This is a genomic window from Prochlorococcus sp. MIT 1318 (assembly GCF_047304505.1).
Classification (GTDB): domain Bacteria; phylum Cyanobacteriota; class Cyanobacteriia; order PCC-6307; family Cyanobiaceae; genus Prochlorococcus; species Prochlorococcus marinus_D.
This window is the reverse complement of the sequence record NZ_CP138958.1, coordinates 2,342,609-2,355,354: the sequence shown is the minus strand read 5'-3', so window position 1 is coordinate 2,355,354 and position 12,746 is coordinate 2,342,609. Positions and strand designations below refer to the sequence as shown.

The window sequence follows — 12,746 nt, the reverse complement described above, 5'->3', positions numbered from 1 at the left end:
GCCTTTCCATATTGATTCGTCTGCATTGATCTAGTATTAGCTTATATAATCAGTTTTAGGCTATCAACGTGATCGGAAAGTCCTTTCTCGATCAATAAGTCGTTGTCATGAACCTGTCTATGTTTAGTGGAATTCTATATCCTGGCATCTAGAGCAGTTGCTAATAAGTAAAACCATCAGTGCTGGTTTTACTCAGTGTCCTTCAGATTTTCTAATTCAATGGAGAAGTGATATAGGGCGATGCCAAGAAATGCACCAAAGACAACTTGGCCGTCGGTATTAGGTGCGATTTCTGTCGCAACGATCAGGATAAAACTAGTTAATGTCAAGGCGCGTAGAGTGCGCCGCTTTATTGCTCTATTCCTCAGCCTTTTGTGGAGGAGGGAGTTGGTCTCACTCATCCATTGTTCAAGCTGTTCTCTGGATTTAGTCACTCCTAAGTCGTCAGCAGCTGTTGATTTCTCATCTTACTGTGCTTTGTCTAAGCTTTTAAGCGTGTGCACTAACAGTCCGATCAATAATCCAGATAAGGTTCCCACAAGAATTTGTCCATCGTTGGGAGCAACTTCTAGCATCATGATAAATACAAGAACTGTCCATATTAATAGCCTCATGTTGACCATTGTCACTGTTTAACTCTTGGCTAATGATGGTGCGTTGTCTCTTTAAGAATAAGATTTAATCTTTCAATCTGATCTGCTCTGTTGTGATGCTTTTTGCTCTGCCCTGGCAAGCTTCGCAATGATGCCAGCAGCTTCTAACTCCCCTGTGAAGCCAAATGAGGCAGAGTCAACCAGACGATCGGGAAACAAAACCCCATCTAAGTGGTCACATTCATGTTGGATAACTCTTGCTGGGAAGCCCTCAAGGCAATGCTCAATCTCAAAACCATTTTCATTGAGCGCCCTGTAGTGAATCCGACTCCAGCGCGACACCTTACCGCGAAGGCCTGGCACACTCAAGCACCCCTCCCAACCATCCTCTAGATCAGACCCGATTGGTGTTAAGACAGGATTGATCAGAATTGTTTGTGGAATCGATGGGGCCTCGGGATAGCGGGGATTAGGGCCTCCTCCACCAAACAACACCACTCTTAAAGGCACACCAATCTGGGGTGCGGCGAGTCCTGCTCCTTGATGGGTCTTCACCGTGTCTTGTAAATCCTTGATGAGTGAAATGATCAGCTCATCAGAGGCATCATCGACGACATTGGACACTTGCCTCAGTTGAGGATTGCCCATACGCAGGATTTCCTTCACAGCCATGATCATTAACCTCCTTTTCTCTTTTCTGTAGTTTTCGCCAACACAACAAAACCAGCCATAAGGATGAGCAAGATTCTGTCAATGGATAAGTGAGTTATCAGGTTCATTGTTTTGGCTTTTGTTGATGTTCAGCTGCTTACCAGTCTCTTGCAAAAATTACTTGAGTGAGTCACTGCTGCGGTCCAGTTGTCGGCTTCAGTGAGTCCAGAGTTTCGGGTGGGTTTGAAGCTGTGATCTCCGGCAGGCATCCATTGCAATGAGACCATTGGCGACAAATCGTAGCTTTCAACTTCGCCTTGTCGACCCATCCCATCGTGTTCGCCCTGCAAAATTAAGGTCGGAGTTTTTTGCACGGCAAGATGTTCAGTTCTTAACTGCTGAGGCTTCCCTAATGGATGAAAGGGGTAACCCAGGCAGATGCAGCCAAGTACGTTCATATTGGCTGAGAGTTCATCTGCCAGAAGACTGGCGACCCTACCCCCCATTGACTTACCGCCAATGATTACAGGTCGAAGCGCAGCTTCGCTTTCGACCTGCTCGAGGAAGACTTGCTTCAATTTCGGCATTCGATCAGGGGGAGAGCGTTTGCCACTAATGCGTTGTTTAGCCATGTATGCGAATTCAAAGCGCACCACCCGCCAACCGACTTCAGCTAAGCCACTGGCTATCGCTGTCATGAAAGGGCTATCCATTGCTGCACCAGCCCCATGGGCTAAGAGCAGGGTGGCAGGTGCAGCGCTAGAACCATTCACCAAGCGTGGAGTGGGATCCATCGATGAGTTATTCATCTAGGCATTCTCCTGATTTTTGGCAGCTAAGTAGACATGCTTGGTGAGTCATCGTTTTTGTCAGGAAGGAACGGAATGGCTCAATAAACAATCGTAGGTAGCTATTCAATGGGGTTGTGACCTAGGGCTGATCTAATCCCCGATAAAGCGTCGTTACTTAGTAAGTGCAGTTTTTCTAATTGCCTTCCAACCAGAATTCGCAAGCTTGATCGCTTATGCGACAGCGGCAGCAAGCAAGTGATAAGACTGTTAGGAGAGTTCAGCTCTTGACTAAGGGAATCAATCAGAATTCAACGCTCTCGGATCAAGGATGTTTGGCAGCTCAACCTTTTCTCAAACGGATGACGCCATTGAAGGCAACGTTATGCACTCAATGGCTGCTCTTCTTGTTGATCAATAGCAACCACTTGGAAGTCAAGCTTGGCGGCCTCTCGATCACTTAAGCGTCGGGTCCAGGCACCTTGAATTGGATCATTCCAACGAAAGCCAGCATCTTTGGCCAGGTGTCTTTGTGCATAAGACACCTGGGCACGCATCAAACGCCTTGGCTCTAGCCCATGAAGCAGGAGCGTTTCGAGATCCTTGCAACGGGCGAACACCTCGGCGAGATAAATGCAGTCGGTGAGAGCACGATGAGCGGCCCATACCGGCACGCCATAAGCGAGAGCCAAATCTCTTACAGAAGGCCTTGAACGAAGCTGACGATCAACTGGCCAAGCGATGTCTTCCATCGTGCACAGCCAGGGCTTGGAGACAGCTGGAAGCTGATCCTTTCCGAACCACTGACGATCGAAGCCAGCATTGTGAGCAACTAACAGATCAGCGGCATCCAGTAAGGCTTGGAAATAGTCCAGCCCTTGTCGCCAAGGTTGATCTAAGCGAGTGACCTCAGCGGGGATGCGATTGATTGATTCAGCCGCATTGGTTTCCACAGGTAGCAAAAAGGAATGCTGGGCAAGCACAGCACGCTGCGGTGAATGGAAAAGGATGGCTCCAACCTCTAGGCATTGACCTCGCTTTGGATCCAATCCAGTGGTTTCCGTATCGATGATCAGCAGCATCTCTGGCAGTGAGCTCAAAGCTTCTCGATGCAAAGAAGGCAGTGCTACTGGTGCATGAGGTTGCGGTAAAGAGACAGCCTCTGAAGTAGAGACAGCCTTTGAAGTAGAGGCAGCCTTTGAAGGAGTGACAACTGACTCTTCTGCATTGAGATCTGGGAGAAGATCCAACTGACCCGCTCCAAAGAGATGCTGCTTTGCTTCCCCCACGCCGAGTTAATCGATCGATTGCTTGTATTCTCCCGCACCCATCAAGGGGCTCTCTAGGGTGCTTCATAGATGCAAGCTTCTGGATGGCCCTTCAAGTTGGTGATAAGGCTCCTGCCATTGATCTGGTTGATCAAAATGGCAACAAGCGGCGGAGTAATGATCTCAAAGGCAAAGTACTCGTGTTGTTTTTCTATCCCAAGGACGACACTCCTGGATGTACAGCCGAAGCTTGTAGCTTTCGAGACAATTACTCAGTTTTTGAGAAACTCGGTTCTGAAGTCTGGGGGGTGAGTGGAGACGATGACATCAGTCATCGGCAATTTGCAGAACGACATGGCCTGCCCTATGCATTACTGAGCGACAAGGACAACACACTGCGGCGAGCCTTTGAAGTTCCTCGCACCCTTGGGATACTGCCAAGCCGAGTTACTTACGTGATTGATGGCCAAGGAACAATCCGCCATATTTTTAATAATCTCCTCGATGGTCCTGCTCATATGCGTGAGGCATGTCGCGTCGTGGAGGAAATCAAAAAGAAACGATGACCAGATGGAGACGCCTCGGCAACGTCTGGGGACTATGGCCAGCTCAGCCAATCGCACTGGTCGAGATGGTGGGGGGCAGTTATTTGGCGGCGAGCCCCCAGCTCAGCTACCGACGATTGCTTGAAGGTTTAGCTGACCACAATCTGGCGGTTCATGCTTGGGGCTATGTGCCAGGCTTCGACCATCAGGCTCAGGCCAATGAAGCTTGGAAACATTTGCGTCGTTGTCGACAACAACTTGAGGCCAGAGTCGGAGCGCTCCCCACACCCCTTCGCTTGGGCCATAGCCTTGGCTGTAAGTTGCATCTTCTAGCCCCAGATGGAGGTCGTAACAGCAGGGCTTTGGTGGCATTGAGCTTCAACAATTTCACGGCTGATCGTTCGATTCCCATGCTTCGCGAACTTGCACCAAAGCTTGGCTTTTACACGGAATTCAGCCCAAGCCCCAATGAAACATTGCGATTGATCCGCGAGAGTTACCACCAACCTCAGAACTTATTGGTGAGTTTTGGGAATGACAGCCTCGATCAGAGCCCAAGCCTTTTGCATAGTCTCCAGCAGCGATTGGAAGATGCAACACAAAGCTTGCATCTTCCAGGTGATCACCTCACCCCAGCCAGTGCAGGGTTACGGCAGAACCTTCTCGGCGACTGGGCGGATGACTCCGCCCGGGCCGAGACTCTCAATCAATTGGTGGAAACGATCTCTTCTTGGGCAAGCCCATGAACGATGTCGTGATCAGGCTCTAAGCCGATCCAGCACGGAGCGATCTTCCAGGGTGCTGGTATCACCCTTGACCTCCTCTCCAGCGGCCAAAGCCCGCAAGATACGCCGCATAATTTTGCCGCTGCGGGTCTTGGGTAAGGCATCACTGCAACGGATCTCATCAGGTCGAGCAATGGGGCCGATCTCCTTGCCCACATGAACACGAAGCTCCTGAATCAAAGCATCACTCACTTCCCTGCTTCCCTCCAAGGTGACGAAGGCCACGATCGCTTCACCTTTAAGGTCATCAGGTCTTCCAACCACTGCCGCTTCAGACACTGCCGGGTGACTCACCAATGCCGATTCGATTTCCATCGTGCCAAGACGATGGCCTGAAACGTTAATCACATCATCCACCCTGCCCATCACCCAGAAATAACCATCACCATCTCGACGAGCTCCATCGCCTGCGAAATAGATGAAACTGCCATCCTTAGGGCGTAAGTATTCCCAATAGCTCTCTCTAAAGCGTTGAGGATTTCCGTGCACGGTGCGCATCATTCCTGGCCAAGGACGTCGCACGATCAGATATCCACCTTCGTCAACGGCTACTGGCTCGCCTTGTGCATCAACCACCTCAGCCTCAATGCCTGGTAGGGGAAGGGTCGCAGATCCTGGTTTTGTTGGCGTCGCACCAGGCAATGGGCTGATCATCACCCCACCTGTCTCCGTTTGCCACCAAGTGTCGACAATTGGGCAACGATCACCACCGATGACCTCGCGATACCACATCCAGGCCTCAGGATTGATGGGTTCTCCGACGGTACCTAGCAAGCGCAGACTGCTCATGTCGTATTGATCGGGTACAGCCCGACCACTTTTCATGAATGCCCGAATTGCCGTAGGTGCGGTGTAAAAAATCGTGATCCCGTGCTTCTGAATTAGCTCCCAAAAGGCTCCAGGCTTGGATGGGCGTGGTGCCCCCTCATACATCACAGTTGTCGCCCCATTAGAAAGAGGCCCATAAACAATGTAGCTATGGCCTGTGATCCAGCCCACATCGGCTGTGCACCAGTAGACGTCTTCGTCGCGAATGTCGAAGATCCACTTGAAAGTGAGGTGAGCCCAGAGGTTATAGCCTGCCGTGCTGTGCACAACGCCCTTTGGCTTTCCAGTGGAGCCAGAGGTGTAGAGCACAAACAGGCGATCTTCACTCGCCATGGGTTCCGCCGCGCACTCTTGAGATTGAGCTGACACAAGCTCGTGCCACCACTGATCTCGACCAGCTTCCATCACCACGCTTTCTTTCGTGCGTTGCACCACCAGCACCGACGTCACGCTGGGGCAGGCACCCTCGGCTAATGCAGCATCCACTGCCGGCTTCAAGGCAACGGCCTTGTCCTTACGAAAACCACCATCAGCAGTGATCACTGCTTTGGCTTCACCATCCACCAAACGATCTCTAAGGGCTTCAGCGGAAAAGCCACCAAAGACAACAGAATGTGGGGCTCCGATACGGGCGCAAGCCAACATGGCAATGGCCGCTTCTGGGACCATTGGCATATAAAGGGCAACTAGGTCACCTTTGCCAATGCCAAGAGCTTTCAGCGCATTGGCAGTCCTGCACACTTCAGCATGAAGTTCTCGATAGGTGAAGCGCCGTACATCACCTGGCTCTCCCTCCCAGATCAGGGCTGTTTTGTTTGCCTTCGGTCCATTGAGATGGCGATCAAGACAGTTGAAGGAAAGATTTGTCGTGCCTCCTTCAAACCAACGCGCAAAGGGAGGATTCGACCAATCGAGAACGCTATCAAAGGGTTCAAACCATTCCAGCTCAGTGCGAGCGGCTTCACCCCAGAAACTGTCAGGATCAGTTTTGGCTTGCTCTGCCATCCGACGATAGGCTTCCAGGCTTCCAACCATCGACTGTGAGGCCAACTCTGCGGAGGGATGAAAGACGCGCTGCTCCTGCAGGACTGACTTAATGGTGCCGGATGGATCAGGGGACATAAGGCAATCAATGACCAGTGATTTCCCGCATTCAAGCGATTAAGAGCAGGGACTACAGCGCTGTGACACGCTTGTTTAAACGAACCCCCGAAGCGACAGTCTCTGAAGGGCATCCAAATGAGTACAAATTGAAAGAGTAAAAATCTGAAATCAGATAAAAATACAAAGCAAAATAATCAATTTTAAAGTCTTTTCCTATCTGCTTGCAGTCCGCCAAATATAGTCAGAAAATACATTCCTGCTAATGGTGAAAAGAATGCTGGTAGCAGCACAACGATGGACTAACTCTGCCGGCAATCTATTAACTCGGAATCACTTCACTATGACACTTGTGACTGGGTCGTAAAGTCGATTGTAAAAGTGATGCTGAGTTGATTTGTGCGATTGATAAACTTGAAAAATGTATTCATCCTCTGAGCTGGATGCTGATAAAATATACAGGTGTCGAATTTTTTGTCAGGTCGGCTGTCTTGTGCTTCCAAAATCTCTTGAAGCATCTCAGCAGCATGATTCCTTGGTGGCCATATTCACTATTTCAGTTTAGTGGAAGCTTAGAGATTTGTTTAATGACTTGAATGGCAACTTTCTTTGAATAAGGGGATTGTCTTGCTTAAGTCATTACATCATGCTTGGCCAGTCTGACAAGTGTTAGTTTTTGCTTCATGGCAGAGTTGTCTTTGGATTGACGATAAGATCATCTGATGGACCAATAAGCCGCAAGTCAAGTAGATCCTACATCTCAATGCAAAATCGCAGCTTTCAGATGAAAATGCGATAGCGGCTTCTTTTCATGACTGATGAGCAGTCTCTCTTGCTAGTTGAGCCACTTTTACAGGAAAGGTGTTAAAAGGATGAGTTGAGCCACACAACCTCCTGTTAAACCATTGACAACTTGCATCCAATCGAAAATAACTGAGCTGGATATTGAGTTTTAATCAAGTCAACCGAGAGGCTGCGCATTGGTTCATGTCCTTCCCTGCGGCCTGCTTGTTTGATCTCGATGGAGTGTTGTTGGATACTGAACCTCTACATGCTCAGGCCTGGTCTCAAACAGCTGCTGTCTTTGCTACCAGTCTCAGTACAAGTCAGTTGTTGATGTTAAAAGGTCGGCGTCGGCTTGATTGTGCTCAGCTGGTCAACAACTGGTTGAACAGCCCGGTAGGGATCGAACAGCTCTTAGCCGTGCGCCAGCCGATCGCAAAGCATCTGCTCAGTCAGGCCAAAGCCATGCCTGGAGCGGAGGAATTGGTTCGCTGGTGCTACGACCACAGGCTGCCAATGGCCATGGTCTCCAGTAGTACGGCAGATGCCGTGGCATTTAAAAGTATCCATCACAGCTGGCTTGCACAGATTCAGACTCGAGTTCTTGGCGATGATCTATCTCTTACAGCAGGCAAACCCGCTCCAGATCCTTATCTGCTTGCCGCGCGGCGGCTGGCGGTCAAGCCGACTGCCTGTTGGGCATTGGAAGACTCTCAGGCCGGCACAAAGGCGGCTCTAGCCGCAGGGTGTCATGTCTGGGTGCTGAGCGAAAACGAAGTCCACATCAATTGCGATGGCAAGTTTAAAGATGAGAATCCTCGTCAAATCGCCCAGTTAAAAACCGTTCTTGACCATCTCCAGCAGGCTTGGGATGCACTCTGAAAAGCTCAGTAGAGACGGCTTAAAACAAAATCAGGTAGTTCCATTAATGCACGCTGGCAAGGTGAATCTGGTAGCCAAGCGATGGCTTCACGAGATTCCCTGGCAAAATCTTCAGCCAACTGACGGCTGCGTGAAATGGCCTGCGAATTGCGCACCAGCTCAAGGGCTTGATCAAGATCGTCCTCTTCGCTGAACTCTCGCTCAATCAGACGAGCTAGAGCTAAATGCTCTTCTAGCGCATAGAGAGCCGGTGCCGTTAGATAGCCACTGGCCAAATCACTCGCGGCAGGTTTGCCTAATTGCTGTTCACTGCCTGTGAAATCGAGGATGTCATCGACAACCTGAAATGCGAGTCCAAGCTGGCGACCGAAGTGATGCAGTAATTTCTGATGCTCAACACTCTCACCACTGAGCACGCCGGCAGCCTGCACACTGTTGGCCATTAGAGAAGCCGTCTTGCAATAGCTCTTCTCCAGATATGTCGCAAATGATTGGCCTGTGTCATAGCGATAGAGGCCCTGCTTCACCTCCCCATCGGCGAGGTCCATGATGACCCGACTGAGAAGCTTGACCACAGCTAAGTTATCCAGATTAGCCAGATGCCAACTGGCCTGTGCGAATAGAAAATCACCTGCCAAAACCGCAACGCGATGATTGAAACGGCTATGAACAGTGGCCACGCCTCGGCGAGTAGCTGCCTCATCGACGACGTCGTCGTGAACAAGAGAAGCCGTGTGGATCATCTCGGTAATCTCCGCCAGCCGACGATGACGGGCCGAGAGATCACCATCGGCAGATAAAGCTCTTGAGATCAACAGCACAATGCCCGGGCGAAGGCGTTTGCCCCCGGCACTGAATAAGTGCTCTGCCGCTGCTTGAAGAATGGGATGACCGGCACCAATCAAGCTGCGCAGATCAGTGAGCAGGGTCTCAAGATCCAGCTCGACCGGCTGCAGCAGCTCAGTAACGGTGGCCATGGATTCCCTCGGTGGAGTGATCTTACGAGGCGCAGGCAGGACATTGCAGTGAAACCAACTCAACTTGAGGACGCTCGCCCAACCATGGAGTAGCACGTGTGGCAAAGCCCTCGGGATTGGCAGTCACGCAGAACCGTGTAGAGGTCAGCGACAGTGATGTTCCCAATGGGATCGTTGGGCTACCCAACAGAACATCCAGCTCGCGCGCCACACCGATAGCAGGATCAATCAAGCGCACATCTTGCGGCAAAATCTGACGCAAGATCGGTTCAAGAAGAGGATAGTGAGTGCATCCGAGAATCACTGCTTCCACCTGTGCAGCCAAGAGTGGATTCAGATACTCACGCGCCGCCTGATAAAGCTCCTCGCTGCTGAGTTGACCAGTCTCAATCAATGGCACAAAGGCCGGACATCCCTGCTCAATAACCATCGTGCCTGGTCGAGAGATCTCAATTTGTTTGCCATATGCGCCTGATGCAGCAGCAGCAGGAGTGGCCAGTACTCCCACACGCTCTTCCGAAAGCATGTTGGCTGCTGCCTCGATCAACCTCACGACAGGGATCCCTCCCGCAACCGCTTCAGCCACATCAGAAGCCAACGCATTCGTGGTGTTGCAAGCCATCACAACCGCATTCACTTGCTGGTCTCGTAACCACTGAACAACCTCCTTGGCGATCACTCGGATTTCATGCGGCATGCGGTTTCCGTAAGGGACTCGGGCGGTATCACCGAGATAGAGGCAAGGCACCTGCCCATGGCGCTCCAGCACTCGCCTGAGCACAGTCAACCCACCCACGCCGCTATCAAATAATCCCAAGCGAGGCTTCAACGGACCCCCTGCAAATAGTTGAGGATGCCAGTAGCAATAGCCAGAGCCAACTTGCGGCGATGGGCTGCTGAAGCCAGCCGAGGAGCATCTAGCCGTCCTGTTAAAAAACCTGTCTCAACTAGGGCGGAGGGCATTGTGGTTCGCCGGATGACAAAGAAACGGCCCCGTCTGACCCCTCTGTTGGGGCTCCCAGGGGAGACGTTCAGCACCTGTTGCTGGATATGAGACGCCAACCTGGCTGAACGGGAATCAGAGAAATAGAAAGTTTCGATTCCATTGACCTGTGGTCTGGACATGCTGATGGCATTGGCATGAATGCTTACAAATGCAGTAGCACCTACTCGATTGGCGATCGCCACTCTTGGCGGTAGATCCACATCCACATCAGCCGTGCGGGTCATGATGACCTGCACCCCTCGAGCTTCTAATAGCTGGGCCACCTGAAGGGAAACATCGAGAACAACATCCGTCTCACGTAGACCGCGAATCCCTATAGCACCAGGGTCTGGACCACCATGACCAGGGTCAATGACAACTCTAAAGCGCCCGCGGGGGACATTCGGCAAACCAGAGGCATTGATAGGCGTCCGTGTGGGTGTAATCCTGATTCCAGGAGCCCATCGGCTCAAAGTTGATGCTTTCAGGTCTCCTTCACCGATAGGGCGAAGCCCGCGGGTCGGTAAGCCTTCGAAGTTGAGCTTCCAGCGGTCCGGAGAGGTTCCTATCAGCTTGAGCTGATTTGGATTCAGAGAGATTGATGGTTTGAACTCAATCACCAGTCGAGTTGAGCCAGGCGTTGGTTTCCCCAAACGAATCGCACGCACCGGCCCGCTACCCCGCAGGCTGCGGGAGCGGCTCAATTCTCCAGGAAAATCAATCCAGACCTTTGCTCCTTGGGCCCCATCCGCTGGTTGAAAGAATGCTTCTAGACGAGCCCCTCTTGATGTACGCAACTGCAACACCCCGTCGCTTCCAAGTGCCCAGGCCGCTAAAGCACTTGCCGCTCTGGCCGGCAACGCTGCCAAAACCAAAGGGATCTGCAAGGCACCAACCACCAGCAGGATGAGAGGGCGGGATGGAGCCGAGGCCATTGGCTCAGAACAGTGCTGACTGCCGGTGTTGGAGGCTTGGCATTTGCGCGCGAATGCGACCAATGTGCGAGTTATCCACAGGAGCAATAGCTGCACCCTGACTCACCCCTGCATCAGCCAAGACGGTTCCCCAGGGATCAATCACCATGGCATGTCCATGGCTCTGTCGACGGTTGTAATGACGACCTGTCTGGGCAGGTGCAAGCACATAGGAGGTGTTTTCGATGGCCCTGGCTTGAAGTAAGACCTGCCAGTGATCTTTTCCGGTGAAAGCCGTGAATGCTGCTGGAATCATCAATAACTCGGCGCCAGTACCGACGAGATGGCGATAGAGCTCAGGGAAGCGCACGTCGTAGCAGATGGATAGTCCCACTCGACATAGTCCTGGCACATCCACGACCGGTGGTAGTTCACGACCAGACGTAGTCGTGGCCGACTCCTGATAGGTGTTGCCTTCAGGTAGATCCACATCGAAGAGATGAATCTTGTCGTATCTCGCTAGCAGCTGACCATCACGACCAACCAACTCGGCTCTGTTGACCGTGTGATTGCTATCTCCTGCAGGTACAGGGAAGCCCCCGCCCAGAAGCACTACCTGGTAGCGCCTTGCCATGGTGACCAGAAAGCGGCTGCATTGCTCAGCTAAGTCTTGTGCCAGCTCCAGCCGTCGCTCGTCATCACCCATAAAGGCAAAATTTTCAGGTAATCCCACCAATTCCGCCCCACGGCGGGCAGCCAGTTCGATCTGCTCCTCGGCAGCAGCAAAATTGAGCTCTGGCTCCGAGGTGCTCGTCAGCTGCAAAGCGGCTGCCAGAAAGTCGGTCACAGGGTTGAAACAGAGAGCGAAACTTTAGATCGCAGTGTGGTTTCAAGAGGCACAAAGGACTCCGGGTTTGACCTGAACAGGAACCACAGAAAGCCGATCCAATTCAGCACAACATCTGAAATCTGCATCGTGATCGCCAAGCCCAATTAAGCGTTGCCCATGGCTGGCTTGACGAAGACAGGCTTCTGGATCGTGCTTCCACTGCTGCCAAAGGGCTAGTGCAGCAGTGAGTTCGTCGTTCACGACACAAGCCTCATCAGCGGCAGCATCCAATAGCAAATCGGCCAATGCTCCGGCCGCCAAAGAATCCTCCAGGGAGTAGGCCCCTTCCCAACCACTACCAACAATCCAAAGTTGCTCAGGTGGATCCATCAACAAGTGGTCTGCAACAGCTTTGCGGTTTGGTAGTGCCAAAGTGAATAAACGCTGAACCCCTCGTACTCGCTGCAACGAGCGCGTGCCGTTAGTCGTGCTCATAAATAGTCTTTTGCCAGCCACTTGCTCGGGCACCACAGCGACAGGGGAATTCCCCAGATCAAATCCCTCAATGCGCTGTCCGCCTCGCTCACCAAGCATCAAACGGGAAGACTCCGGCCATTGAGCCGCGCTCTGCCTCAGTTGGTCCAAGTCAGCAAAGGCTTCAACAGCTTCGGCACCGTTGTTTAAAGCCCAGGCGATGGTGGTGGTAGCTCTGAGAACGTCGATGACGACAGCAGCATCAGGCTCAGCCCCCTGAGGCACATCCGCGGCCACATGGAAATAAGCGAGCTGCATGGCCTCGATAGGGAACGACGTGCGC

Annotated in this window: 12 protein-coding genes; 3 read left to right on the top strand and 9 right to left on the bottom strand. The window is 51.9% G+C overall.

What is annotated here, in order from left to right; translation table 11 throughout:
* Positions 1 to 686: 686 nt before the first annotated feature.
* The 3 genes from SIB66_RS11805 to SIB66_RS11795 all read right to left on the bottom strand — a co-directional run bounded on the left by SIB66_RS11805 (position 687) and on the right by SIB66_RS11795 (position 3,156).
* The gene (locus tag SIB66_RS11805; protein WP_063406204.1) at positions 687 to 1,265 is read right to left on the bottom strand and encodes a peptide deformylase; all 579 of its coding nucleotides are present in this window, start codon (positions 1,263 to 1,265) and stop codon (positions 687 to 689) included.
* Between the two features lie 128 nt (positions 1,266 to 1,393).
* The gene (locus tag SIB66_RS11800) at positions 1,394 to 2,053 is read right to left on the bottom strand and encodes an alpha/beta family hydrolase (RefSeq protein ID WP_063406152.1); all 660 of its coding nucleotides are present in this window, start codon (positions 2,051 to 2,053) and stop codon (positions 1,394 to 1,396) included.
* 362 nt (positions 2,054 to 2,415) lie between these two features.
* Positions 2,416 to 3,156 carry a 3'-5' exonuclease gene (locus tag SIB66_RS11795; RefSeq protein ID WP_063406205.1) on the bottom strand — a complete coding sequence of 247 codons (741 nt, stop codon included), beginning with the start codon at positions 3,154 to 3,156 and terminating at the stop codon, positions 2,416 to 2,418.
* A 248-nt stretch (positions 3,157 to 3,404) separates the two neighbouring features.
* Between SIB66_RS11795 and SIB66_RS11790 the strand changes: the two genes are divergently transcribed.
* Together SIB66_RS11790 and SIB66_RS11785 are read left to right on the top strand one after the other, a co-directional pair.
* Positions 3,405 to 3,866, top strand: coding sequence for a peroxiredoxin (locus SIB66_RS11790; RefSeq protein ID WP_063406153.1), 462 nt, complete (start codon positions 3,405 to 3,407; stop codon positions 3,864 to 3,866).
* Complete coding sequence (locus SIB66_RS11785; protein ID WP_063406154.1) at positions 3,863 to 4,591, top strand: DUF1350 family protein; 729 nt, start codon at positions 3,863 to 3,865, stop codon at positions 4,589 to 4,591. The genes SIB66_RS11790 and SIB66_RS11785 overlap by 4 nt, the downstream gene beginning before the upstream one ends.
* A gap of 12 nt (positions 4,592 to 4,603) precedes the next feature.
* Here the strand turns inward: SIB66_RS11785 and acs are convergent, their stop codons facing one another.
* Positions 4,604 to 6,580 carry an acetate--CoA ligase gene (gene acs, locus SIB66_RS11780; RefSeq protein WP_063406155.1) on the bottom strand — a complete coding sequence of 659 codons (1,977 nt, stop codon included), beginning with the start codon at positions 6,578 to 6,580 and terminating at the stop codon, positions 4,604 to 4,606.
* A 966-nt stretch (positions 6,581 to 7,546) separates the two neighbouring features.
* Here acs and SIB66_RS11775 point away from each other — a divergent pair.
* Complete coding sequence (locus tag SIB66_RS11775; protein ID WP_063406206.1) at positions 7,547 to 8,224, top strand: HAD family hydrolase; 678 nt, start codon at positions 7,547 to 7,549, stop codon at positions 8,222 to 8,224.
* A gap of 5 nt (positions 8,225 to 8,229) precedes the next feature.
* On the opposite strand, the gene sds is transcribed toward SIB66_RS11775, so the two are convergent.
* Genes sds through SIB66_RS11750 form a run of 5 tightly spaced genes read right to left on the bottom strand, consistent with a single transcriptional unit; the run spans position 8,230 to position 12,721 of the window.
* Positions 8,230 to 9,201: a solanesyl diphosphate synthase gene (gene sds, locus SIB66_RS11770; protein ID WP_011129771.1), complete on the bottom strand. Its 972-nt coding sequence runs from the start codon at positions 9,199 to 9,201 to the stop codon at positions 8,230 to 8,232.
* A gap of 22 nt (positions 9,202 to 9,223) precedes the next feature.
* Positions 9,224 to 10,030 (bottom strand): glutamate racemase, encoded by an 807-nt coding sequence (gene murI / locus SIB66_RS11765; RefSeq protein WP_063406156.1) that lies wholly within the window; start codon positions 10,028 to 10,030, stop codon positions 9,224 to 9,226.
* Entirely contained in the window at positions 10,027 to 11,121 is a 1,095-nt protein-coding gene (locus SIB66_RS11760; RefSeq protein ID WP_063406157.1) for an N-acetylmuramoyl-L-alanine amidase, read from the bottom strand. Before SIB66_RS11760 ends, murI begins: the two co-directional genes overlap by 4 nt.
* 4 nt (positions 11,122 to 11,125) lie before the next feature.
* Entirely contained in the window at positions 11,126 to 11,947 is an 822-nt protein-coding gene (locus tag SIB66_RS11755) for a carbon-nitrogen hydrolase family protein (RefSeq protein WP_063406158.1), read from the bottom strand.
* A 42-nt stretch (positions 11,948 to 11,989) separates the two neighbouring features.
* Entirely contained in the window at positions 11,990 to 12,721 is a 732-nt protein-coding gene (locus SIB66_RS11750; protein ID WP_063406159.1) for a 2-phosphosulfolactate phosphatase family protein, read from the bottom strand.
* Between the last annotated feature and the right edge of the window lie 25 nt (positions 12,722 to 12,746).

Excerpts from the sequence above, each read along its gene's own strand:
- SIB66_RS11805 (WP_063406204.1), bottom strand. The coding sequence starts at position 1,265 with ATGGCTGTGAAGGAAATCCTGCGTATGGGCAATCCTCAACTGAGGCAA.
- SIB66_RS11800 (WP_063406152.1), bottom strand. The coding sequence starts at position 2,053 with ATGAATAACTCATCGATGGATCCCACTCCACGCTTGGTGAATGGTTCT.
- SIB66_RS11790 (WP_063406153.1), top strand. The coding sequence starts at position 3,405 with ATGGCCCTTCAAGTTGGTGATAAGGCTCCTGCCATTGATCTGGTTGAT.
- SIB66_RS11785 (WP_063406154.1), top strand. The coding sequence starts at position 3,863 with ATGACCAGATGGAGACGCCTCGGCAACGTCTGGGGACTATGGCCAGCT.
- acs (WP_063406155.1), bottom strand. The coding sequence starts at position 6,580 with ATGTCCCCTGATCCATCCGGCACCATTAAGTCAGTCCTGCAGGAGCAG.
- SIB66_RS11775 (WP_063406206.1), top strand. The coding sequence starts at position 7,547 with ATGTCCTTCCCTGCGGCCTGCTTGTTTGATCTCGATGGAGTGTTGTTG.
- sds (WP_011129771.1), bottom strand. The coding sequence starts at position 9,201 with ATGGCCACCGTTACTGAGCTGCTGCAGCCGGTCGAGCTGGATCTTGAG.
- SIB66_RS11760 (WP_063406157.1), bottom strand. The coding sequence starts at position 11,121 with ATGGCCTCGGCTCCATCCCGCCCTCTCATCCTGCTGGTGGTTGGTGCC.
- SIB66_RS11750 (WP_063406159.1), bottom strand. The coding sequence starts at position 12,721 with ATGCAGCTCGCTTATTTCCATGTGGCCGCGGATGTGCCTCAGGGGGCT.